The sequence below is a fragment of the Mailhella massiliensis genome, from assembly GCF_900155525.1.
GTDB classification, from domain to species: Bacteria; Desulfobacterota; Desulfovibrionia; order Desulfovibrionales; family Desulfovibrionaceae; genus Mailhella; species Mailhella massiliensis.
In genome coordinates this window covers 439,701-462,669 of sequence record NZ_LT706952.1, presented here as the reverse complement: position 1 = coordinate 462,669, position 22,969 = coordinate 439,701, and the positions used below count along the sequence as shown (strand labels likewise).

The window sequence follows — 22,969 nt, the reverse complement described above, 5'->3', positions numbered from 1 at the left end:
CCTGTGGCAGAGGTGAAAGGGAAGAGGGGGGCGCGGTTTTCTCTTTGGTACACATTTCCCGCCCATCGTCAAGAGAGGCGGGGCGCTCTCCCGTGATTTTTTTTAATGAAAAAGTGCTTCCGCAAGCTGCTGGAACTGCTCCACGGCAAGGCTTTCCGGCCTCCGGGCCGGGTCGATGCCGAGCTTTTCCAGCGCTTCCATGGAGAACCTGTCCGGCAGGGCGCGGCGCAGTATGCCCTGCAACTGCTTTCTTCTCTGCTGGAAGCATATCTTGATGAGTCGCGAGAGTTCTTCCGGGTGGGCGGGCCTTTTTTCCGGGGGCAGGGGGTCGAACACCACCACGGCGGAATCCACCTTTGGGGGAGGGGAAAAGGCCGCAGGGCCGATGACGAAGCCCTTTCTTGTCACGGCAAAGCTCTGCACCCATACGCTGAGCGCGCCGTAATCCCTGCTTCCGGGCCGGGCAAGCAGCCTGTCGCCCACTTCCTTCTGTATCATGAACACGGCCCGGGCCATGTCGGGCACGCGGCTTACGATGTCCCACATGAGGGGGGAAGCCACGTTGTAGGGAAGGTTGCCCGCAATTTTCCACGGTCCTTCCAGACTTTCCCACGGGTAGGCGAGGGCGTCGCCCGCCACCACTTCCAGCCCCGGCAGGGGCCGGGCGGCGTGTTCGGCGGCGTAGTGATCGTCCTTTTCCAGAAGAAGAAGCCTCCGCCAGGGCAGGGGGCGCAGAAGCGCCGTCAGCGCGCCGGGGCCGGGGCCGATTTCCATGACGTTGTCGCCTTCCTCCACGCGCAGAAGGTCCACGATGCGCTGCACCACGCGTTCGTCGCGCAGAAAGTGCTGCCCCAGGCTCTTTTTTGCCCGGGCGGCGGTGAAAAGGTTGATATCGCTCATAGCTGTTTCTTTTTTAAGTCGAGGTCTCTTGTTTGCGGCAGTCCGGTCAAGGTCGCTCCGGGAAAGCGGCGCGCATGAGGGCGGGCGTTTTTCTTCCCCGGGCCTGCCCTCTCCTGTTCTTCCGGTCTGAGCGCAGAAGATGCGGCCGGAGGCGCTTTCCGCCCCGGGCTTCCCTTTTTTCGCTACATGGAATCGTAATGCTTGAAGCGCATGGTGAAACCGGCTCTGCCCTGCGTGGCGGAACGCAGCGCCGTGGAGAAGCCGAACAGGCGGCGCATGGGGGCCATGCCCGAAAGGTAGCGCATACCGCCTCTCTCGCCAAGTTCCTCTATCTTGCCGCCGCAGTTCTGGAACAGGCTTATGGATGCGCCGAGGGCCTCTTCCGGGGCGATGATTTCCACGTTCATGATGGGTTCGAGCACCGTGGCGCGGGCCTTTTCCATGGCGTCGCGCACGGCCATGGAAGCGGCCATGCGGCAGCCTGCGGCGGTTGCCCCGTCCTTGCGTATGGCCGTGACGGTAATATTCACGTCCTGCACGGGGTAGCCCGTCTGCGGGCCGGAAAGCAGGCTGTCGGAAATGCCCTGCAGCACTTCGTCCACCAGGGCTTTGGGCAGGGCCTCCTTCGCGTCGGCGGGATGGGCCAGCGCGGGCGCAAGTTCCACCCTGTTGCCTGCGTCGCGCCCGGCCGGGGCCATGGTGAGCACCACTTCGCCGAAGTGATGCACCGTGCCGAGTTCGCGGTCGAACATGCCGTGCCCTTCGCCGGAAACGCGCACCGTTTCGCGGGCCACCACCTGCGGCTGCCCGGCGCGCGGGCTGATGCCGTATTCGCGGCGCATACGTTCGAGAACGACATCAAGGTGCAGCTCGCCCATGCCGGAAATGATGCGGTCGCCGGAATCCTCGTCCTGCGTCACGCCGAGGGTGGGGTCTTCCGCGCTGTAGCGGGCCAGAGCCTCGTCCAGCGTCTTGCCTTCGTCCGCATTGCGCGGCTCAAGAGCCATGGAGATCACCGGACGCACGCTTTCGAGGTTCTCCAGCAGCATGTCGAGTCCCGGCGCGGCGATGGTGTCGCCCGTGCGGGCGGCGCGCAGGCCGAGCACGGCCACGATGTCGCCGGAAGAGGCTTCGGCAATCTGCTCCTGCTGGTCCGCGTCCATGCGGAACATGCGGGAAACGCGTTCCTCCTTGTTCTGCGCGGTGTTGCGCACCACGTCGCCTTCTTTGAGCGTGCCGGAATAGAGCCTCACGAGGGAGGTCTTGCGTCCGCCTTCCATGAGTACCTTGAACACCAGGGCGCAGAAGGGGGCCTTCGGGCCTATGTCGAGTACCTTTTCCTCCGTGCCGTCCACGGAAGTGCCGTGCGGAGCGGGGACGTCCAGCGGGGAGGGCAGGTAGCGGCCCACGGCGTCGAGCAGGGGCTGCACGCCCGCATTCTTCAGCGCGGAACCGGCGAGAACCGGGGTTACTCTGCGCGCAAGCGTCGCGCGCTTCAGGGCCGCGTGTATGTCTTCTTCCGAGAAGTTTTCCTCAAGGTAGAGCTCCATGAAGGCATCGTCGTTCTCCCCCAGCGTTTCCAGCGTCTTTTCCCGCCAGAGCAGGGCGAAGTCCCTTTCCTCTCCCTCCAGGGGCAGCTCTTCCATGGTCCTGCCCTGGCTGTCTTCATCGAAGACGAGCTTTTTCAGCGCAATGACGTCGGCCACGGCATGAAATTCCGGCCCTTCGCCCAGCGGAACGGTCACGGCCGCGGGAGTGGCTCCCAGCCTTTCGTGCAGGGCGTCCACCACGGCGGAGAAATTCGCGCCCACTCTGTCCATCTTGTTCACAAAGGCGATCTTGGGCACGCCGAAGGATTCCGACTGCCGCCATACCGTTTCCGACTGAGGTTCCACGCCGCCCACGGCGCAGAACACGCCCACCGCGCCGTCGAGCACGCGCAGGGAGCGTTCCACCTCGATGGTGAAGTCCACATGCCCGGGGGTGTCGATGAGGTTGAGCGTCCAGTCCTTCCAGCGGCAGGTGGAGGCCGCGGCCGCGATGGTGATGCCGCGTTCCTGTTCTTCAGGCATGAAGTCCATGGTGGCCGTGCCGTCGTGTACTTCGCCCATGCGGTGTATTTTCCGCGTGTAGAAGAGAATGCGTTCGCTGAGCGTGGTCTTGCCCGCGTCGATATGGGCGATGATGCCGATGTTGCGAAGTTGTTTCATAGTGTCCTGACTCATGACAGGTTCTCCTGGACCAGACGGGCGCAAAGGGTGACGGTGCGGAAAAATTCGGGTTCGGGGCCGGGCCAGCAGGCCTCCATGCCCGGCCCCGCCGTCAGCGGGGCGGCAGGGGAAACGTCGAAGGGCTCAGGCGCGAATACGGCGCGTATGCCCGGGGCGGGCGCATCGAGAATGTCGGCGTCGGGGTGCAGCCAGCGGAGGCGTTTTTCCGTTTCTGCGGCGGAAGGCGTGTCTCCTTTTTTATATAAGGAAAGGATTCTCGGCGCCGCCTTGTCGCGGTACGCGGCCGTGCCGTCTGCGGCGGCCTTGTGCATGAGGTCCTTCATGGCCTCATCCGGTCCTTCCGGCCCGGGGAAGAACAGGATTCTTCCGTCGGGGGAAACGGCGCGCAGATCCTCGTACAGGGAGGCGAGACCCTCGGCATCCAGCACGAAGGAATCCTCAAGTCCGGCCAGTTCCAGCGCCGTGATCACGGCAGGGGCGAAGGGCGCGGAAGAAACGGTGAGGATGCGCGGCACGCCCGCCATGATCGCGGGGACCGCGGCGGCAAGAAAGCGTGCGGGCGAGGCGAAGCCCGGCCCCGTCACGGCAAGCGTCCATGCGGCGGGGCGCACGTCTTCCCGGCGGGAAAAGCCTGCGCGCGGGCAGTCGACGCGGTATGCGCCGTCGCCGTCCTTCATGCCCCGGCGGTGGAAGGCGAAGGCCATGGAGGTTTTCAGAAGCGCCCGCAGGGGGGCGGGGGTATTTTCATAGGCCTGTGCGTAAAGATCATCGTCCGGGCGGAAGGCTTCCAGCCAGGCGGGAATATCGAAAATGGGACTCATGCAGTTCTCCCTTTCCTTCTTGGGTACGTTTCTCCCGCCCGCGCGTCAAATGAAATGTTGCATACCGTACATGGCTTCCCGCAGAAGGAGCGGGCGGAGAGCTCTTTTTAAGGAAGGCGCGGCGTTTTCCGGCGGGAAGAGACGGATACCTGCCCCCCGGCGGCGGATCTTTCCCTCCGGTCGGAGAAAGGCGCGGGCTTTTCCTCCGGGCCCTCCCCGGAGAGGGGAAATTTCCGACGGCGGCAAGGGGCTTTTCCCCCTGCGGCTGGGGCGGCGGATGCAAGGAAATACGTTGCGTTTTGGCCGGAACGGCTCTATCTTGTGTCGGATGTTCCATGCCAATCGGAGGCTCACATGCAAAAAATTCGTGTCCTGACCACGGCGGCGCTCGCCCTTGTCACTTTTTTGGCCGGCGGGGGCGTGATGAAGGCCGTCAGCGCGGAAAACGACTACGAGTCCCTGCGCCGCTTCAGTCAGATACTGGACATGGTGGAGCAGTACTACGTCAACGACGTTTCCCAGAAGGAACTTCTGGAAGGCGCGCTCAAGGGGATGCTCCAGAACCTTGATCCGCACTCCACGTTGATGACGGAAAAGGAATTTCAGGAAATGCAGGAAAACACCAGCGGCGAATTCTTCGGCGTCGGTGTGGAAATAACCATGGAAAACGGTCAGGTCATGGTGGTGAGCCCCATCGAGGACACCCCCGGCTACAAGGCCGGTCTGCGCGCGGGCGACTCCATCATCGCGGTGGACGGCCAGTACACCATGGAAATGTCGCTGACCGAAGTGGTTTCCAAAATGCGCGGCAAGCGCGGCACCACGGTGGAACTTCAGGTACTGCACAAGAATGCCTCCCGTCCCGTGACCATGAAGATCAGGCGCGACGCCATTCCCCTCATCAGCGTGAAGTCGCGCGAGCTTGAGCCGGGCTACTGGTGGATACGCCTCACGCGTTTCAGCGGACATACCGCGCAGGAACTTGGCGACGCGCTCTCCGCAGCCAGGAAGAAGGGCGAGATGAAGGGCATTGTGCTCGATCTGCGCAACAACCCCGGCGGTCTTCTGGATCAGAGCGTGGAAGTGGCCGACCTCTTCCTTAAAGACGGCGTCATCGTGTCCATGCGCGGGCGCGACGCATCTTCCGAACGCACCTTCAAGGCGCATCCTCAGGCGGAGGACGTGACCTGCCCCATGGTGGTGCTGGTCAATTCCGGTTCCGCTTCGGCTTCGGAAATCGTGGCCGGCGCGCTGCGCGACCAGAAGCGGGCGCTCATTCTGGGCGAACGTACCTTCGGCAAGGGGTCGGTGCAGAACCTCATTCCCCTGGCGGACGGCACGGGGCTCAAACTTACCGTGGCCCGCTACTATACGCCTTCCGGCAAGTCCATACAGGCCGAAGGCATTTCTCCCGACTTTGAAGTGGCATGGGAAGCTCCGCGCGAGGACACCGGTCCTTCCTTCTCCCTGCGCGAAAAGGATCTGCGCGGCCATCTTGAGCAGAAGGACGGAGAAAAGGAAGAAAAGCAGGAAGAAAAGGTGGGCGATGCGGAAGACGTGGGCGCCATGCTCGACCGCGACAATCAGCTCCGGCTCGCCCTGCAGTTCGTCAGAACCCTGCCCGTGGTGAAGGCCCTGCAGAACTGATTTCCGGTAAAGGCGGCTCCGCCCTCCGGCAGGGGCCGCAACGCGCTTCCCCCGCGCCGGGCAGATATTTCATAACCAGAGGGAGCTTTTTGGCGCCCCGCAACGCAGGACGGAGGAATCCCATGATTCAGCAAACCCTTTCCATCATCAAGCCCGACGCCGTGGCCCGCAACCTTCAGGGCGAAATTCTCGCCATGATTCAGAAAAGCGGCCTGCGTATCATTGCCATGAAGATGATCCGCCTCACCCGCGCCCAGGCGGAAGCCTTCTATGAGGTGCATAAGGAGCGCCCCTTCTACGGCGAGCTCGTGGAATACATGATTTCCGGCCCCGTGGTCTGCTCCGTGCTGGAAGGGGAGGACGCCATCGCCTCCTACCGTGCGCTCATGGGGGCCACCAATCCCGCGAACGCTGCGGAAGGCACCATCCGCAGGCTCTATGCCCAGAGCGTGCAGGCCAACGCCGTGCACGGCTCCGACGCTCCCGAAACCGCCGCCCGGGAAGTCGCCTTCTTCTTCAGCCGGACGGAAATCGTGGGCTGAACCATGAAAAGCATCGGTTGCATAGGCTGCGGCAACATGGGCGGCGGCGTGCTGAAAGGCCTGGTCGCGCATGAGCAGTTCGAGCTTTTCGGGCACGACCACACCCGCGCCAAGGTGGAATCCATAGGCCCGGAAGGCCGCGTCGCCTGGATGGAAAGCCCGCTTGAGCTTGCGCGCCGCTGCGACGTGATCATTCTTGCCGTCAAGCCCTATCAGATGGAAGCCATGCTGGAAGAGATACGCCCCGCGCTCGATTCCTCCAAGGTGGTGGTTTCCCTTGCGGCCGCCTTTTCTCAGGCAAGGCTGAAGAAGGGCGTGGAAGGCCGCTGCCCCGTGGTGCGCTGTATGCCCAACCTGCCCGTCATCGTGGGCAGAGGCGTGTTCGCCCTGTGCTTCGACGATGAAGCGCTGGATGATCCGCGCAGAAAAGAGCTGCTTGCGCTCTTTCAGCTCATGGGCATGGCGCTTGCCCTGCCCGAGGCGCAGTTCCCGGCCTTTTCCTCTCTGGTGGGCTGCGGCCCGGCCTTCGTGCTGCTCTTCATGGAAGGGCTGCTCAATGCGGGCATCACCATGGGCCTGAAGGCTCCCGTGTCCCGCGAGCTCATCGCGGCCATGGTGGAAGGTACGGCACGCCTCGCGCTGGAAAGCGGGGAAAGTTTTGCGGATCTTCGCGTCCGCGTATGCTCTCCTTCCGGCACCACCATACGCGGCGTGAACCACATGGAACGCTGCGCCGTGCCCGGCCATGTGACCGACGCCGTGCTGGAAGCTTTGAAGCGCGACAGGGAAATGGCCGCTTCAGACTAGCACGGTCTTCTTTCAGACTGTCTTTGCGCGCACGGCGTTCTTTCGCCGTGCGCGTTTTCCGCTCCGGGGCCGGAAATTCTTTCTCCGGCAGCGCCGGAAAGCTGCCCGGCACTCCCCTCCAGCAAGGATGCCGCGGCAAAACAGGCAGGCTTTCAACACTTCCTTCCTGCCGGAAGGTATTCCCGTTCCGGGAAGTTTTCGGAGGTACCCCATGCAGATGCCCGACAGAAGAATGTTCTTCCAGATCAACTGGGGCCTCGTTTTTCTCACCATGCTGCTTTTTGCCGTGGGCATGGTGAACCTTTATTCCGCAAGCGGCTCCCGCATCGAGGGGGGCTTCGTGCTTTCTCCCTTCTACCAGCGTCAGCTCGTGTGGGGGCTCATCGGCCTTTTCGTCATGGTGACGTGCATGCTCATCGACTACCGGCGTATCGAGAGGCTGGCCGTGCCGTGCTACGTCGTCGTGCTTTTTCTGCTGCTGCTCGTACCCATCGTGGGCAAAACGGTGTACGGCGCCAAGCGCTGGATCGACCTCGGCGTCATGAATCTCCAGCCCAGCGAGCTGGCCAAGTTCGCCGTGCTCATGATGGGCGCGAAGGCTCTCTGCCGCGACGGGGAATCTCTGGGCTGGAAAAGGCTCGCCCAGGTGCTTTCCATAGGCCTTGTGCCCTTTCTCTTCATCGCCAAGCAGCCGGACCTCGGTTCCGGGCTTACCGTGCTCGTGCTGCTCGGCGGCATGGTGCTCTTTCACGGGGTGAAGTGGCGCGTTCTGCGCGTGTGCCTGCTGGTCATTCCTCTGGTCATGCCCCTCGGCTGGTTCGTGCTGCACGATTACCAGCAGGAGCGCATCCTCACCTTCCTTGATCCCACGCGCGACCCGCGCGGCGCAGGCTACCACATCATACAGTCGCAGATCGCCATAGGCTCGGGGGAAATGTTCGGCAAGGGCTTTCTGGCGGGCACGCAGAGCCAGCTGCGCTTTCTGCCGGAAAAGCATACCGACTTCGCCATCGCCGTGCTCGGCGAGGAATGGGGCTTTGCGGGCTGCATGGCCCTCGTCACGCTGTTCTGCCTTTTCCTCATGGCCATGTACAGCACCGTGCGCGATGCCAAGGACCGCTTCGGTTCCACGCTGGCGGCAGGCATATTCTTCTATTTCTTCTGGCAGATCATCGTGAACATAGGCATGGTGGTGGGGCTCATGCCCGTGGTGGGCATGCCGCTGCCCTTCATCAGCTACGGCGGCACGGCCCTTGTGGTCAACTGCGCGCTCGTGGGCATAGTGCTCAGCATTTCCATGCGCAGATTCGTGTTCAAGAGCTGAACGCTCTTTGCGCGGAATACTTCGGCGGCCTTTCCTGCGGGAGAGGCCGTTTTTTTTGGTTAAAAGAAAAACAGCCAGGCTGGGGGGGCCGAAAACGTATCGTTATGCGTATGTTATAAACACTCCTTTTGATTTGCTGAGAAGGAGGTGCGGTCTGGCAACTGCGCCCACAAGCAAATCAAAAGGAGGTCACAATGGGTGACACAAAGAAGTTAGCGCATACGCAATGGAACTGCAAATATCACATAGTCTTTGCACCAAAATATCGCCGACAGGTTTTCTATGGAGAGAAGAAAAGGGCCATAGGAGAAATATTGCGGAAATTATGTGAGTGGAAGGGCGTGAGCATGGTAGAAGCAGAATGTTGTCCCGACCATATCCATATGTTGCTAGAGATACCGCCCAAGATGAGTGTATCGGCGTTTGCCGGATATTTGAAGGGGAAGGGCTGCCGGATGATATATGAGAGTTCCGGGAACTGAAGTTCAAACATCACAATCGGGAATTGGGGTGCCGTGATAACTATGTCGACACGGTGGGTAGGAATAGGGCAAAGATAGCCGGGTATATCAGGAGTCAACTGAATGAGGACAGGCTCGGCGGGCAGTTGAACATCCCGTATGCCCGTTTACGGGCCTCCGGCAACAGAAATGCAGATGTCAGACCGTACATGCGCCTCTGCCGCGAGGGATCGGCGAGGGAATGTGCCCTTTGGCATGCAGGGCCCGAGCAGGGCAGAGAGCTTTCCGAACGTAATGCGGGCAGTCTTCTCCTGCGGAATGTCGGTTTTTTCCGGCATCTCCGGCAGACTTGCTGCACAAAAAGGCCAAAGGCAGGCGCAGCGCCCTTTAATTAAAAGGGGAATTTTTGCATGCACAGACGCGGCGGAGCAGGGCTCGGCCCGGAGAGCAGCAGGGAAGAATGCGGAAAACGGGCGGCGATCTGCCCGAAAAAGGGGAGATGCAACGCTGCAGATTCTTTGTATTTCAAAACTACGAGCGCCTCACGCTCCTCTTTACGCGCCGGTCTGCATTGCACGGGGCGGCACGGAACAGGGCGTTTTCGAAGAAGCAGAGCGCGGAAAAGACGTTTTTTTGAGTGTGAAAAAAAGTCCGAGCAGATTTTTATTTATTTTTTCCCGGAAGGAGCGGCGGGGAAAAGAGAAAGGAAAAGCCGCTTTCCGGCGTTTTTTGGGCGCCCGAACGCGCGGCCGGAAACAAAAGAAAGAGCCTTTCCAGTATGATATGCCATAGTGGGCACCGTTGTCATTTTTTGTGCAAAGTGGCCCCGGAACCGCTTTATTTGTTGGAGAAAAAGTCTTCCGGCTTTGACAAAGAATGAAAAACGGAGTACCTAAAAACATGATTCTACTCCCAATAATTCAGGAGCGCAGAACTTTGGGGGCTTAGAATGTACATCGGCAAGTGGCCCCTTTTTACAGCTTCGGTTGGAGGTTCTCGGAATGATCAATATCGACATCACCCTCCTGATTCAGGTGGTGAATTTTCTGGTCGCGCTTGCGATCATCAATTACCTGATCATTCGCCCGGTGCGTGGGGCCATGGCCCGCCGCCGCGCGCAGAATGACGTGCTGAGAGGCGACGCCGATACCCTTGAGGGCGAGGCCGGCCTTAAACTGGACGGGTACAACGCCCGCATCGCGAAGGCCCGCGCGGACGTGTCCGCCCTTCGCAAGAGCATGAAGGCCGCCGCGGACGAGGCGGCCCAGGCCAGGCTGAACGAAGCCGGCGACAAGGCCCGCTCTCTCCATCTCGCCGCCGCCGACCGCATCCGCGAAGAAAGCGCGGAAGCCCGGCGCGAGCTTGACGGAAGAGTGGGCGATTTCGTTCAGGTGGCCCTGAAGTCCATGCTTGGATAGTCATCGCAGCAAGGAGAACGGCGTGCAAAAAATCTATGGTATGACGGCGGCCTGCGCTCTGGTTCTGGTATCGTGCCAGATCGCGTCCGCAAGCGAGGGGCATTCCCTTCCCTGGGGCGATTTTCTTCTCCGCGTGATCAACGGCGCCATATTTGTGGGCATCATCTGGTACGCGGCGGGCAAGCTCATCAAAAAGTTCTTCACGGACCGCCGTGAAGGGATCGTCCGTGAAATGGACGATCTGGCAAAGCGCAAGGCCGAGGCGGAAGCGAATCTGGCGGAAGTGGAACGCCGTATCGCCGATGTGGAAGCCGAATGCGCGAAGCTTCTCGAAGAAGGCCGCGCCCAGGCGGAACGCATCAAGGCTTCCATTCTTGCCGAAGCCGAGAAGCAGGCGGCCCACATCGTGGAGCAGGCCGCTCTCGGAGCGGAGCAGGAAGGCAAGGCCGAGCTTGAAGCCATTCGCGCCCGCATGGCGGAAACCATCGTGGCGGAAGTGAAAAAGAGCCTTCTCGACCGGCTGGATGCCAAGACGCATCAGAAACTGATCGACAAATCGTTGACCAAGGTGGTGCTGCAGTGATCGGCAATGTCGTGTCCCGTCGTTATGCCGCGGCGCTCTTTTCCCTGGGGAAAGAGGCGGGCATGGCGGAATTGGAACGCTATGGAGCGTCTCTGAGTGCATTGGGCGAGGCGGTGGAAAAGACTCCCCGGCTGGCGGAAGCCTTCCGCAACCCCGTCCTCTCCACGGAAGAGAAGAAGAAAGTGGCGCTGTCCCTGCTGGATGTGGCGGGCGGCGGCGCTGTGGAACAGCGTTTTTGCGCGCTTCTGGCCGATAAGGGCCGGTTGCCGCTGCTCCCCGCCATTGCGGCGGATTTTTCGGCCATGCTGGATGAGGCCCGCGGCATTTCACGCGGCGTCGTCACCACGGCCGTGGAGCTGGATGAAGAGCGCAGAAACAGCATCAGAACGAAGTTGGAATCGCAGACAGAGCGCAAGCTTGAGCTTGACTACGTCGTGGATCCGTCCATCATCGGGGGCGTCGTCTTCCGCGTGGGGGACAAGGTGTACGACGCAAGCCTGCGCGCGCAGCTCGACAACCTCAGGGAATCCATCAAGAGGGGTGAGTAGGCCATGCACATCAAGGCTGAAGAGATCGGAAAGATCATCGAGGAGCAGATCCGCAACTACGACCAGCACGTGGAAATGAGCGAGACTGGCACCGTCATGTACGTGGGCGACGGCATCGCCCGCGTGTACGGCGTGCGGAATGCCATGTCCATGGAACTGCTGGAGTTTCCCGGCGGGCTCATGGGCATGGTGCTCAACCTCGAAGAAGACAACGTCGGCGTCGCGCTTCTCGGTGACGACACCGACATCAAGGAAGGCGACCCCGTCAGGCGCACCGGCCGGATTTTCTCCGTGCCCGTCGGCCCTGCCGTGGCAGGTCGCGTGCTGAACCCCCTGGGCCAGCCTCTGGACGGCCTGGGACCGGTGGAAAGCACGGAAATCCGTCCCGTGGAGCTCAAGGCTCCCGGCATCATGCAGCGCAAGAGCGTTCACGAACCCATGGTCACGGGCATCAAGGCCATCGACGCCATCACGCCCATCGGCCGCGGCCAGCGTGAACTCATCATCGGCGACCGCCAGGTGGGCAAGACCGCCATCTGCGTGGACGCCATCCTCGCCCAGAAGGGCACGGGCGTGCACTGCTTCTACGTGGCCATCGGCCAGAAGAAGTCCACCGTGGCTCTGGTGGCGGAAACCCTGCGTCAGCACGGCGCCATGGAATACACCACCATCGTGTCCGCCTCCGCCTCGGAATCCGCGCCTCTGCAGTACATCGCCGCGTATTCCGGCTGCACCATGGCCGAATACTACCGCGACAACGGCGAGCACGCCCTCATCATCTACGACGACCTTTCCAAGCAGGCCGTGGCCTATCGCCAGATGTCCCTGCTGCTCCGTCGTCCTCCGGGACGTGAAGCCTTCCCCGGCGACGTGTTCTACCTGCATTCCCGTCTGCTGGAACGCGCTGCGAAGCTCAGCGACGAACTCGGCGCGGGTTCTCTGACGGCTCTGCCCGTCATCGAAACGCAGGCCGGCGACGTGTCCGCCTACATTCCCACCAACGTGATTTCCATCACCGACGGTCAGGTCTTCCTGGAAACGAACCTGTTCAACGCCGGTATCCGCCCGGCCATCAACGTGGGCATCTCCGTTTCCCGCGTGGGTGGCGCCGCGCAGATCAAGGCCATGAAGCAGGTGGCCGGTTCTCTGCGTCTGGACCTTGCCCATTACCGCGAAATGGCGGCCTTCGCCCAGTTCGGCTCCGACCTGGACAAGGACACCAAGGCCATTCTCGATCGCGGCGCCCGCATGACGGAGCTGCTCAAGCAGCCTCAGTATCATCCCATGCCCACGGAAGAGCAGGTGGCCTCCATCTTCGCCGCTTCCCGCGGTTTCCTGGATGACATCGAGGTGAAGGACGTGCTTCCCTTCGAAGCCGGCCTTCTGGAAATGCTTCGCACCGAGAAGCCCGATATCCTCGCCGATATCCGCGATCGCAAGAAGCTGGATGATGATCTCGAAGCCCGTCTTTCCGCGGCCATCAAAGAGTTCAAGGTATCCTTCAAGGCGCGGGGGTAACTCATGCCTTCGTTGAAAGATGTAAAACTCCAGATAGCTGGCGTCGGCAAGACCAAGCAGATCACGAGGGCCATGGGAATGGTCGCCTCGGCGAAGCTGCGCGGCGCCCAGAACCGCATCGAACGGTTCCGCCCCTACGCGGAAAAGTTCGGCGAGATGCTGGGTGATCTTGCCGCCAGAACGGAAGATGCGGCCCATCCGCTGCTTCAGGTTCACAAGAAGATCTCTTCGGCGGTGATCGTTCTGCTCACCTCCGACAGAGGGCTTTGCGGGGGCTTCAACGTCAATCTGATATCGACGGCGCTCGAACTGGCCCGCACCCGGGCCGAGGCGGGGCTTGCCGTCAGGTTCATCTGCGTGGGCCGCAAGGGCCGCGACGCGATACGCAAGACCGGGTACGAAACCATCGAATCGTACGGCGACGCCATGGGTTCCTTCGACTTCCGTCTGGCGGCCCGTCTCGGCGCGAAGGTGTCGCAGCTTTATGAAAGCGGCGAGGCCGATGAAGTGTACCTTGTGTACAGCGAGTTCGCGGGCATGACCCGCCAGATCCCCACGACCATGGAGCTGCTGCCCGTGACCTCCTCCGCGGGCAAGGACAGCGGGGATGAGGTCGGCGCGGCTGCGGAATGCCTGTATGAACCCGAAGTGGGGACTCTGCTTGCGGAACTGCTGCCCCGCTATGTGAATGTTCAGATCTATCGCGGACTTCTCGACAACTCCGCCAGCGAGAACGCAGCGCGCATGGCCTCCATGGACAACGCCACGCGCAACTGCGACGAACTGACCAATTCTCTGACGCTTCTTTACAACAAGACCCGTCAGGCTGCCATCACCAACGAACTCATCGATATCGTTGGCGGCGCAAATGCGCAGCAAAGCCAGTAGGAGCACTAGGGCATGACAGCAAACAAAGGCCATATTGTACAGGTCATCGGCGCTGTTGTGGACGTGGCTTTCCCCGAGGGAAAGCTGCCGAACATCCTCAACGCGCTTGAGATCAATAATGTCAACAACCCCAACGCCACGGACCTCGTCTGCGAAGTCGCCCAGCATCTGGGCAACAACGTGGTGCGTACCATCGCCATGGACAGCACCGACGGTCTGGTCCGCGGCATGGAAGTGGTCGATACCGGCAAGCCCATCATGACGCCTGTGGGCAAGGCCGCCATCGGCCGCATCCTGAACGTGGTGGGCAAGCCCGTGGACGGTCTCGGACCCATCGAGACGGACAAGTACTTCCCCATCCACCGTCCCGCTCCCGCCTTCACCGACCTGAACACCAAGGTGGAGCTGCTGGAAACCGGCATCAAGGTCGTGGACCTGCTCATTCCCTTCCCCAAGGGCGGCAAGATCGGCCTCTTCGGCGGCGCCGGCGTGGGCAAGACGGTTATCCTCATGGAGATGATCAACAACATCGCCAAGCAGCACGGCGGCAACTCCGTGTTCGCCGGCGTGGGTGAACGTACCCGTGAAGGTAACGACCTCTACGGCGAACTCAAGGAAGCCGGGGTTCTGGAGCGTGCCGTGCTTGTCTACGGCCAGATGAACGAGCCCCCGGGAGCCCGTGCCCGCGTGGCCCTCACCGCCCTTGCCTGCGCCGAGTACTTCCGTGATGAAGAACATCAGGACGTGCTGCTCTTCATCGACAACATCTTCCGCTTCACGCAGGCGGGTTCCGAAGTGTCCGCCCTTCTGGGCCGTATGCCTTCGGCCGTGGGTTATCAGCCCACCCTGGGCACCGACCTCGGCGGTCTGCAGGAACGCATCACCTCCACCTCCGCAGGTTCCATCACCTCCGTGCAGGCCGTGTACGTTCCCGCCGACGACCTTACCGACCCGGCTCCCGCCACCACCTTCGCCCACCTGGACGGCACGCTGGTGCTCAACCGTTCCATCGCCGAACTGGGTATCTACCCGGCCGTGGACCCGCTTGACTCCACCTCCCGCATCCTCGACCCGAACGTGGTCGGCACGGAACACTATTCCGTGGCCCGCCGTGTTCAGCAGGTGCTGCAGAAGTACAAGGACCTTCAGGACATCATCGCCATCCTCGGTATGGACGAACTGTCCGACGAGGACAAGATGACCGTGGCCCGCGCCCGCCGCATCCAGCGCTTCCTTTCCCAGCCCTTCCATGTGGCGGAAGTGTTCTCCGGCATTCCCGGCGTGTATGTGAAACTGGAAGATACCATCAAGGGCTTCAAGGGGCTGCTTGAAGGCGAATACGACTATCTCTCCGAGACGGACGTGTTCAACGTGGGCAGCATCGACATGGCCATTGAAAAGTACAACAAGCGTCAGCAGGCATAAGAGGAGACCGTCATGGAAGGTCTTCGTCTTGATATCGTCACTCCCGACAAGGTCGTGCTTCAGGAAGAAGTGGACTATGTGGGCGCAAGCGGCGTAGACGGCGAATTCGGCGTCATGCCCGATCATGCGGCCATGCTTTCCGCCCTGAAGATCGGTGATCTCTACTACCGTAAGGGAGGCGTCACCGGCTGGGTTTTCGTATCCGGCGGCTTTGCTCAGATCGCGGACAACAAGGTGACCATTCTCGCGGAAGCCGCGGAACTGGCCTCCGACATCGACGTGGACCGGGCGGAGCAGGCCAGGGCCCGCGCGGAAGCGCGCCTTGCCGATCCGAAGCCCGACACGGACGTGCACCGCGCCGAGCTGGCCCTCACGAGGGCCATCGAACGCCTCCGCGTCGCCAGACGCTAGGCGGGCCGCTTCGGCGTCCTGTTGCCGAAACGCTGATGCTTTACGCATGATGGGGGGCATCCCGAAAGGGGTGCCCCTTTTGCGTGGGCGGCTTTTGCGCTCCTTCCTTTGTCCGGCTGACGGACGGAAAGCCTTTCGGAAGAAAGCCTCTTTTCATACCGGGGCAACACGCATTCTTCGTTCCTTGCTCTCCCGTCAGCGCGTGCCGGGCACAACTTCGTGGGCTTCTGCGCCTGTCGTGCCGCGGAGGCTGCCTTCTTTTCCTCATGTTTTTTCTGTGCCGTGCTGGCGTATTGCCGCGCAGGCAGAGCTTTTTTCTTCCCTGCGCGCCAGGGCGGTTCCGGTTCTGCCGGGCCGGGGGGAGGGGGCCCGCCCCGTCATGGCAACGCTTTTTTCCGCGTCGGGGATTTTTGCATGTTTCCTCCGGCGGCGTGCGGGGCCGCGGGGAGGAGCGGCGTCAGTCCGGCCGGGAAGGAGAAAAGATTCTCTGCCGCACCGCGGTGCGGAAGGGAAAAGAGCGGCGGAAGAAGTCATGCTCCTCTGTCCTGCGGGAGGAGAGATGCGCTGCGATGTTTTTTGATTCTTTTTCCGCATCTTGCTTGCGAAGGGACACATGCTCGTGTACAGCTAAGGAAAGCTGCCGCATTTGTGAAAAATGCGTCTTGCGCGCGCCGTGCATTGCCGGGCGGCCCGTGTATCTGGAAAACGGCGAAGACAACCTCGGGGAGCTTCATGCGCAGAGTTTTCTTGTTGCTGGCGGCGATGGCCGTAACCATGTTTTCCTTTTCCGTTGCCGAAGCGGCCCGGGTACCGGACGTGGTTTCGGTGGACATGCAGTACCTTATTTCGGAATCCCAGCCCGGCAAGCAGGCCGAAGCGCATCTCAAGAAGGTGCGCGAGGTGCTTCAGAAGGGCTTCGACAAGCTGCGCGACGCCCATAAAAAGGATTCCGAGGAGGAACGGAACAAGGTCTATGCCCAGGGGCTTGCCGTGCTGAACCGTCAGATGGAAGTGGAACGCCAGGCCGCCATGCGCGTGGTGCACGAGGTCGTGGTGGAGGAAGTGGAAAAGTGGCGCAAGAAGAACGGCGTGTCCCTGGTCATTGCGCGGAGCATGGTGGTTGCCGGAGACTGGAGCAAGGCCGACTACACCAAAACCATTCTTACCCAGGTGAACAGGCGCAAGGTGAAATTCGCCGACCTGCCCACCGTGACCATTAAAGAAGAAGGCAAGTCCGAAGGCCGGAAGGGCAGGCGCTAGACGCTTTTCCCTTTCCCCGTTCCGGGCATTCGCGTTTTTGCCGGGCGGCCGTGCAGGTCGCAGCGGCACGCAACAGAGCATTGTCAACCAGTGAGGAACATCATGTCTGAAGAGCAGAAAATCGGTCTTCATGTGGAATCGGCCGCCATCCGTACTTCCTACGCCAATTCCTTCCAGGCACGCTATGCGGAAGGGGAAATTTTTCTGAACTGCGGGGTGAGCCGCATGGAGCCTTCTACCGATGCCTCTCTGGCCGGAAATCTGGTGGTGGAAATGCAGGACCGCATCGCCATGACGCCGCACAGCGCCAAGCGCCTTGTGGCCACGCTCATCCGTACCCTTCAGGAATATGAAGGCCGTTTCGGTCCCATTGATGCCCCGGCCCCCGCAGAGCCGAAGAACGAAGCCTGATCTGCGGCGCGGGCGTTTGCGTCTTTCTTTTCCGCCTCCTTCCCGGGCGTCGTTTTGCCTTGCCGGGAAGGGGGCTTTTTTATGCCGGATACGCCTGCCGGAAAAGAATCCTCTGGGGTGAGAACATCGGGAGGATAAAGCGGTGCAGGGAGCAGAGAAGCCCGTCGCCGCCTGCGTGGAGGCGGCAGAGCGGGGAAGGGCCGTGCGCCCTGTCTGAAACGACGCAGGGCGCACGGGCCGGGAAACGCCGGGCGGAAACGGCGCAGGCAGCCCGTACTCTGCCCGAAGCCCGGCGGGGCGGCATCAGGGGCGCTGCGGCGGCATTTGCTGCATTCCGCCTGGAGGAGCCTTCCCGCCGTTTTTTTTCTGCGGAGGTTCCGTATCGGGTTTTCTCCGTACCTCTGCCGTACCGCATTCTTCTGCTGCAAGCAGGGGAACTGCTTTTTGTTACACTGGCGTCTTCTTTCTTCATAAAGAAATCATCACACCTTCACAGGATCGAAACAGGTCTCGGCCATAGTGGCCGCAATGGAAAACAACCTGTGGAGGATGTTATGAAAATCACCTCGATCATGCCGCTGTTCCTCGGCATGGCGCTTTTCTCGGCCACGGCGCAGGCTGCGCCCGCCATCTATCCCGTCGATACCGCCCGTTTCCTGGGCGGCGCGAAGTTCGACTTCAAGGTGGAGTTCGACAGGGAACTGAAAGAGGCCGACGCCAGCGTGCTCATCAACGGCAAAAGCGTGGCCGACGTGTTCGGCACGAAGCCGGAATTCATTAAAAACGAGGAAGGCAAGGGTTCGGCCATCCTGCTGCGCAACGTGACCCTGAAGCCCGGCAAGTACACCGTCACCGCGAAGGACGGCAAGGAAGAAGCCCGGGCGAAGTGGGACGTGTACGGCACGCCGGAAAAGGCCGAGGCGAAAAACGTCATTCTGCTCATTGCCGACGGTTTGAGCATGGGCCACAGAACCGGCGCGCGTCTGCTCTCCAAGGGCGTGACCAACGGCATGTACAACGGTTATCTTTCCATGGATACGCTGCCCTACACCGGTATGCTCGGCACCTGCAGCGTGGATTCCATTGCGGCGGACTCCGCCAACACCGCTTCCGCCTACATGACGGGCCACAAGTCCAGCGTGAACGCCATCGGCGTGTATGCCGACCGTACCAAGGACCCCTTCGACGATCCCCGTCAGGAAACCATCGCTGAAATTCTGCGCCGTAAGACCAACAAGTCCATCGGTATCGTTTCCGACGCCGAAATAGAAGACGCCACCCCCGCCGCCGTGGTTTCCCACACGCGCAAGCGTTCCGAAAAGGCGGCCATCGTGGGCATGTTCGCCGACATCCGCCCCGAAGTGCTCATCGGCGGCGGTTCCGCCTACTTCCTGCCCCGCACGGTTCCCGGTTCCAAGCGCAAGGATGAAAAGGACTATGTGGAAGATTTCCGCAAGGCGGGCTACAGCCTTGCCACCACGCGCACGGAACTTCTGAAGGTCATGGAAAAAACGCCCGACCGTCTGCTCGGCCTCTTCCATACCGGCAACCTCGACGGCGCTCTGGACAGAAAGCAGCTCAAGAAGGGCACCGTGTCCAAGTTCCCCGATCAGCCCGACCTCACGGATTCCATGGACGCCGCCCTCAAGGTGCTTTCCAAGAATCCCAACGGGTTCTTCCTCATGCTGGAAGCCGGCCTCGTGGACAAGTACACCCATCCGCTCGACTGGGAACGCGCCATTTACGATACCATCATGTTCGATAAGGTGGTGGCCAAGGCTCAGGCCTTCTGCGATGCCAACCCCGATACGCTCCTCATCGTTACCGGCGACCACACCCATGCCCTCAGCATCATCGGTACCGTGGACGACAACCTTCCCGGCGAACTCATGCGCGACAAGGTGGGCATCTACGCGGCCGCGGGCTATCCCAACTACAAGGATGCCGACGGCGACGGCTACCCCGACGATGTGAACGTGTCCAAGCGCCTTGCCGCCTTCATCGGCAACTACCCCGACCATTACGAAACCTACCGCCCCAAGATCGACGGTCCCTTCGTGCCCGCGGTCAAGGATGAGAACGGCCACTACATCGCGAACGCCGCCTACAAGGACATTCCCGGAGCGCAGTTCGTGCCCGGCAACCTGCCCCGCACGGAATCCACCGGCGTACATGCCATCGACGACCTCGTGGTGGGGGCGAGAGGCCCGAACGCCGACCAGATTCACGGCTTCATGAACAGCACGGAAATCTTCCGCATCATGGCCGAAGCCATGGCTCTCGGCAAGTGATGACGGCGGGAAAGGGGGAATGCGCCCCCTTTCCATGAACAGCAAGGCGCCCTGAATATTCGGGGCGCCTTTTGCCGGAAGGGCGTCCGCTGACTGACGCCCGCACCCCTTCCTGAACTTTTTTCCTGTGAGAAGCGACATGAAAACCTGGCTGATTCTTCTGCTCTGCCTTGTGCTCGGAGCGCAGAGCGCGTGGGCGGAGACGGAAAAACGCCTGAATTTCGACGAACTCTACAGCGGGGGCGGGGCGCTCGGCCTGCGCTTTTCCGACAAGGTGCTTTCCTTTGAAGGCAGCCGCGTCACCATACGCGGCTTCATGGCTCCGCCTCTGAAGGCGGATGCGGATTTCTTCGTGCTCACCCGCGAACCCGTGGCTCTCTGCCCGTTCTGCTCCTCCGATTCGGACTGGCCGGACAATATTCTGGTGGTCTACCTCTCCGAAAAGCAGCGTTTTGTGCAGAACAACGCCGTCATCGAGGTGGAAGGCGAGCTGGAAGTCGGTTCCTGGACGGATGAACATACCGGCTTCGTGAGCCAGATGCGCCTGAGAAACGCCACCTTCCATACGTTGTGAGGAAGTTATGGACAACGCCCTTTACCTCAAGAACATCCGCTACAGCGTGCAGGACGGCGCGGGTATGCGCCGCGTGCTGGACATACCGGAGCTTTCCCTTCCCGGCGGCACGCTGGCGGGCATTTACGGCGACTCCGGTTCGGGCAAGACCTCGCTGCTCAACATTCTCTGCGGTCTCATCCTGCCCGACGAGTGCACGGGCAGGGAAATCCGCTGGGGAAAGGATGAGCTCTGCGCCATGCCCGAGGGCGCGCGCGATGCCTGGCGCGGGCGGCACGTAGGCATGATTTTTCAGGACTTTCAGCTTTTTCCCCAGCTCTCCGCCATGGAAAACGTGCTTCTGCCCGCCACGTTCCGCCGTTTTTCTCTTTCCGATGAGCTGCGCGGGCGGGCGCGGGACCTGCTCCGTCGGCTCGGCATACGCAATCTCGATGCGGAAGCGGGCGTTTTTTCCCGGGGGGAACAGCAGCGTGTGGCCATGGCGCGCGCCGTGCTGTTTCGTCCCTCGGTGCTTCTTGCGGACGAACCTACGGCCAGCCTGGACCGCAGCAACGCGCAGCTCGTCACCGACGAACTGGTGGATCTGGCCCGTTCGGAAGGCTGCACCCTCCTTGTGGTCACCCACGAGCAGATTCTGCACGGCAGAATGGACGTGCGTTTCCGCCTGGAACGGGGGCGTCTTCTCTCCGGGCTGGATGACGATCTGAAGGTAAAATAGTTCTGTCGGAGTGTGGTCGGAGCAAGACCTGCATCCGGCCGTCGGCCGGGGCAGCCTCGCCGGAGAATGCGTTTTCCGTCATCGTTTCAGGAGTTTTCATGAATCCTTTTCTTTTCCTGCGCGGCGAGTTCCGCCGTTCCTGGGGCGGCGCGCTGGCGCTTGCCCTGGTGCTGGCCTTTGCCGGAAGTCTCAGCCCCGCCGTTTCCATGATGGAGCGGGCCATACGCTCCGGCATGGCCGAATCCGCCGATGCCTTCGATCTGCTGGTGGGGGCCAAAGGCAGCGCCGTGGATCTGGTGCTCGGCGCGGTGTACCTCAGGCCGGAAGCGCTTTCCCTTCTGCCGGAAGGCACGCTGGAGGAGGTAAAGGCCCGCGGCGGCGTGCGCTGGGCCGCGCCGCTTGCCTTCGGGGACCGCTGGCGCGACTGCCCCATTGCGGGAACCTCTTCCGAGCTGGTCAATCTGGGCGGCAAACGGCCCCTTGCCTCCGGCCGCATGTTTCTTACCCCCGAAGAGGCCGTGGTGGGGGCGGGCGTTCCCCTGAAGGAAGGCGACACCTTCGCTCCGAGTCACGGCAGCGTGGCCGAAGCCGCGCTGGACGGGGAGGGGGCATCCTCCCATGCCCACGACCATCTGTTCCGTGTGGTGGGCAGAATGCCCGCCACCGGCACCCCGTGGGACAGGGCCATCGTCGTTCCCATAGAGGCGCTCTGGAACATGCACGGCGCAGGAGCGGGCCGCTCTTCCGTGGTGGTGGTCAAGCCCGTCACCGTGGCGGATGCCTACCGTCTGCGCGCCTCCCTGAACGGGCGCGACACGCAGGCCGTGTTTTCCGGCGAGGTGCTCACCCGGCTTTTCAGCACGCTGGAAGACATGCACAACGTCATGCTCATGCTCACCTTTGCCGCGCAGGCCGCCGCCCTTGCCGCGGCGCTGGTCTCGGGCTTCTTTGCCGTGGCCATGCGCGTGAAGTCTCTGGCGCTTCTGCGCGCGCTGGGGGCCTCCCACGCGTTTCTCGCCCTGAGCGTGTGGCTCATGGTGGCCGGTATTCTGTTTGCGGGCTGCCTGCTCGGTCTCGGTCTCGGCTGCGCCATGGCTTCCGCCGCCGCCATGTGGATACAGGCGGAAACCGGGGTGGCGCTTACCGTGGCGCTTTCCGCAAAGGAATGCCTTGCCGCGCTTGCGGCCTTCGGCTGCGGCTGCGTGGCCGCAGCGCTTCCCGCATATTTCGCCTGCCGCCGTACCGCCGGCGAACTGCTGCGTTCGGCGTAAAGGGGAAAAGGGGCGCGCCGTGCCGCCGTCCTGCGAAGGCACGGTAAAAGAAAAGGGGGCGCGGGCCCCCTTTTCCGTTGCAGGATGACGGCGTTTTTTGCCTAATAGAGTTCTATTTCCTCAAGGTCGTCCGGCACGTAGATGCCGCCGCGGAACACGGAGGCGGCCTCCTCGGTGTAGCGTTCCCTGCGCGTGCCGAGGGTGGCGCTGTCTTCCGTATGCCAGAGCACGAGGTTCTTCACCCTCTGTCTGCGGGCCAGGAGCGCGGCCTCGCGCACGGTGCCGTGCCCTATGGCGTGGGGGCGGAATCGCTTTGCATCGCTCTCAAGGCAGAAGGCTTCGTGGAAAAGCCAGTCCGCGCCTTCCAGATAGTGGGCGCAGGCCATGCTGCAGGGTTCGTCGCCGGTGCAGACGATGCGCTGGCCGTCCGGGTTCTGCATGTGGAAGCCGTACTGTTCCGCCTTGCGGGAATGGGTGTTGAAAAAGGTCACCGTATGTCCGGCAATGGTGCGCTGTTCCCCGTCCTTCACGGGCATGAAGCGTATGCTGGTGCCCACGGGGGAGAACTGCTTTTCGCTCAGGGTGAACTGGCAGATGGAACGCAGCTTCTCCGCAAGGCGCGCATGGCAGTGTATGCGGAAGATGTCGTTTCGTTTTTCCCGGAGAAAAAGGGAGGAGACCATACGAACGAGCCAGATGACGCCGAGAGAATGGTCGATGTGCTCGTGGGTGACGAAAACGTCGGTCAGTTCCGTGAGGGGAATGCCCGCCCTGTCGAGCTGGACGAGAATGCCGTTGCCGCCCCCGCCGTCCACCAGAAGGCCGCCCTGCGGCCCCTGAAGCAGAAAACAGGTATTGTAGTAATGCAGGGTGTTGGCCGCGCCCGTACCAAGAACGATGAGCTTTTTCATGTTCTCCTC

General features: G+C 61.7%; 22 protein-coding genes and 1 pseudogene. 19 read left to right on the top strand and 4 right to left on the bottom strand.

Features of this window, described 5'->3' with window-relative positions; genetic code table 11:
- Nucleotides 1-102: 102 nt before the first annotated feature.
- The 3 genes from rsmA to CZ345_RS12205 form a co-directional block, all read right to left on the bottom strand.
- A complete protein-coding gene (gene rsmA, locus CZ345_RS12215) occupies nt 103-900 on the bottom strand; it encodes a 16S rRNA (adenine(1518)-N(6)/adenine(1519)-N(6))-dimethyltransferase RsmA (protein ID WP_077073401.1) in 798 nt (265 codons plus the stop codon).
- 182 nt (nt 901-1,082) lie between these two features.
- Nucleotides 1,083-3,125 (bottom strand): elongation factor G, encoded by a 2,043-nt coding sequence (fusA, locus tag CZ345_RS12210; RefSeq protein ID WP_077073400.1) that lies wholly within the window; start codon nt 3,123-3,125, stop codon nt 1,083-1,085.
- Complete coding sequence (locus tag CZ345_RS12205) at nt 3,122-3,952, bottom strand: hypothetical protein (protein ID WP_077073399.1); 831 nt, start codon at nt 3,950-3,952, stop codon at nt 3,122-3,124. The genes fusA and CZ345_RS12205 overlap by 4 nt, the downstream gene beginning before the upstream one ends.
- 363 nt (nt 3,953-4,315) lie before the next feature.
- Here CZ345_RS12205 and CZ345_RS12200 point away from each other — a divergent pair, with 363 nt between their 5' ends.
- The 19 genes and pseudogenes from CZ345_RS12200 (at nt 4,316) to CZ345_RS12110 (ending at nt 22,049) form a co-directional block, all read left to right on the top strand.
- Nucleotides 4,316-5,599 carry a S41 family peptidase gene (locus tag CZ345_RS12200; protein ID WP_077074092.1) on the top strand — a complete coding sequence of 428 codons (1,284 nt, stop codon included), beginning with the start codon at nt 4,316-4,318 and terminating at the stop codon, nt 5,597-5,599.
- A 122-nt stretch (nt 5,600-5,721) separates the two neighbouring features.
- Nucleotides 5,722-6,141 (top strand): nucleoside-diphosphate kinase, encoded by a 420-nt coding sequence (gene ndk / locus CZ345_RS12195; RefSeq protein ID WP_077073398.1) that lies wholly within the window; start codon nt 5,722-5,724, stop codon nt 6,139-6,141.
- Nucleotides 6,142-6,144: 3 nt separating this feature from the next.
- On the top strand, nt 6,145-6,948 hold the full coding sequence (gene proC, locus CZ345_RS12190; protein ID WP_077073397.1) for a pyrroline-5-carboxylate reductase: 804 nt from the start codon (nt 6,145-6,147) through the stop codon (nt 6,946-6,948).
- 211 nt (nt 6,949-7,159) lie between these two features.
- Entirely contained in the window at nt 7,160-8,272 is a 1,113-nt protein-coding gene (gene rodA, locus CZ345_RS12185; protein ID WP_077074091.1) for a rod shape-determining protein RodA, read from the top strand.
- A 194-nt stretch (nt 8,273-8,466) separates the two neighbouring features.
- Nucleotides 8,467-8,888 (top strand): annotated as a pseudogene (tnpA, locus tag CZ345_RS12180) (IS200/IS605 family transposase); the annotation flags it as partial.
- Between the two features lie 100 nt (nt 8,889-8,988).
- Nucleotides 8,989-9,525, top strand: coding sequence for a hypothetical protein (locus CZ345_RS17100; RefSeq protein ID WP_162274962.1), 537 nt, complete (start codon nt 8,989-8,991; stop codon nt 9,523-9,525).
- 209 nt (nt 9,526-9,734) lie between these two features.
- Nucleotides 9,735-10,151: an ATP synthase F0 subunit B gene (locus CZ345_RS12175; RefSeq protein WP_077073396.1), complete on the top strand. Its 417-nt coding sequence runs from the start codon at nt 9,735-9,737 to the stop codon at nt 10,149-10,151.
- 22 nt (nt 10,152-10,173) lie between these two features.
- Entirely contained in the window at nt 10,174-10,734 is a 561-nt protein-coding gene (locus CZ345_RS12170) for a F0F1 ATP synthase subunit B family protein (RefSeq protein ID WP_239446685.1), read from the top strand.
- On the top strand, nt 10,731-11,282 hold the full coding sequence (gene atpH / locus CZ345_RS12165; RefSeq protein ID WP_077073394.1) for an ATP synthase F1 subunit delta: 552 nt from the start codon (nt 10,731-10,733) through the stop codon (nt 11,280-11,282). Before CZ345_RS12170 ends, atpH begins: the two co-directional genes overlap by 4 nt.
- Nucleotides 11,283-11,285: 3 nt before the next feature.
- Nucleotides 11,286-12,800, top strand: a complete 1,515-nt coding sequence (gene atpA, locus CZ345_RS12160; RefSeq protein WP_077073393.1) for a F0F1 ATP synthase subunit alpha — start codon at nt 11,286-11,288, stop codon at nt 12,798-12,800.
- 3 nt (nt 12,801-12,803) lie between these two features.
- Nucleotides 12,804-13,688, top strand: a complete 885-nt coding sequence (locus tag CZ345_RS12155) for a F0F1 ATP synthase subunit gamma (RefSeq protein ID WP_077073392.1) — start codon at nt 12,804-12,806, stop codon at nt 13,686-13,688.
- A 12-nt stretch (nt 13,689-13,700) separates the two neighbouring features.
- A complete protein-coding gene (gene atpD, locus CZ345_RS12150; RefSeq protein WP_077073391.1) occupies nt 13,701-15,113 on the top strand; it encodes a F0F1 ATP synthase subunit beta in 1,413 nt (470 codons plus the stop codon).
- Nucleotides 15,114-15,125: 12 nt separating this feature from the next.
- Nucleotides 15,126-15,524 (top strand): F0F1 ATP synthase subunit epsilon, encoded by a 399-nt coding sequence (locus CZ345_RS12145; RefSeq protein WP_077073390.1) that lies wholly within the window; start codon nt 15,126-15,128, stop codon nt 15,522-15,524.
- Between the two features lie 732 nt (nt 15,525-16,256).
- The gene (locus CZ345_RS17095) at nt 16,257-16,784 is read left to right on the top strand and encodes an OmpH/Skp family outer membrane protein (protein WP_162274975.1); all 528 of its coding nucleotides are present in this window, start codon (nt 16,257-16,259) and stop codon (nt 16,782-16,784) included.
- 102 nt (nt 16,785-16,886) lie between these two features.
- Nucleotides 16,887-17,195, top strand: coding sequence for a DUF3467 domain-containing protein (locus CZ345_RS12130; RefSeq protein WP_077073387.1), 309 nt, complete (start codon nt 16,887-16,889; stop codon nt 17,193-17,195).
- A gap of 554 nt (nt 17,196-17,749) precedes the next feature.
- Nucleotides 17,750-19,486: an alkaline phosphatase gene (locus CZ345_RS12125; RefSeq protein ID WP_077073386.1), complete on the top strand. Its 1,737-nt coding sequence runs from the start codon at nt 17,750-17,752 to the stop codon at nt 19,484-19,486.
- A gap of 139 nt (nt 19,487-19,625) precedes the next feature.
- A complete protein-coding gene (locus CZ345_RS12120) occupies nt 19,626-20,060 on the top strand; it encodes a hypothetical protein (protein ID WP_077073385.1) in 435 nt (144 codons plus the stop codon).
- Nucleotides 20,061-20,067: 7 nt separating this feature from the next.
- Nucleotides 20,068-20,778 carry an ABC transporter ATP-binding protein gene (locus CZ345_RS12115; RefSeq protein ID WP_077073384.1) on the top strand — a complete coding sequence of 237 codons (711 nt, stop codon included), beginning with the start codon at nt 20,068-20,070 and terminating at the stop codon, nt 20,776-20,778.
- Nucleotides 20,779-20,876: 98 nt separating this feature from the next.
- Entirely contained in the window at nt 20,877-22,049 is a 1,173-nt protein-coding gene (locus CZ345_RS12110; RefSeq protein ID WP_077073383.1) for an ABC transporter permease family protein, read from the top strand.
- A gap of 101 nt (nt 22,050-22,150) precedes the next feature.
- On the opposite strand, the gene CZ345_RS12105 is transcribed toward CZ345_RS12110, so the two are convergent.
- Nucleotides 22,151-22,960 (bottom strand): MBL fold metallo-hydrolase, encoded by an 810-nt coding sequence (locus CZ345_RS12105; protein ID WP_077073382.1) that lies wholly within the window; start codon nt 22,958-22,960, stop codon nt 22,151-22,153.
- Nucleotides 22,961-22,969: the final 9 nt, after the last annotated feature.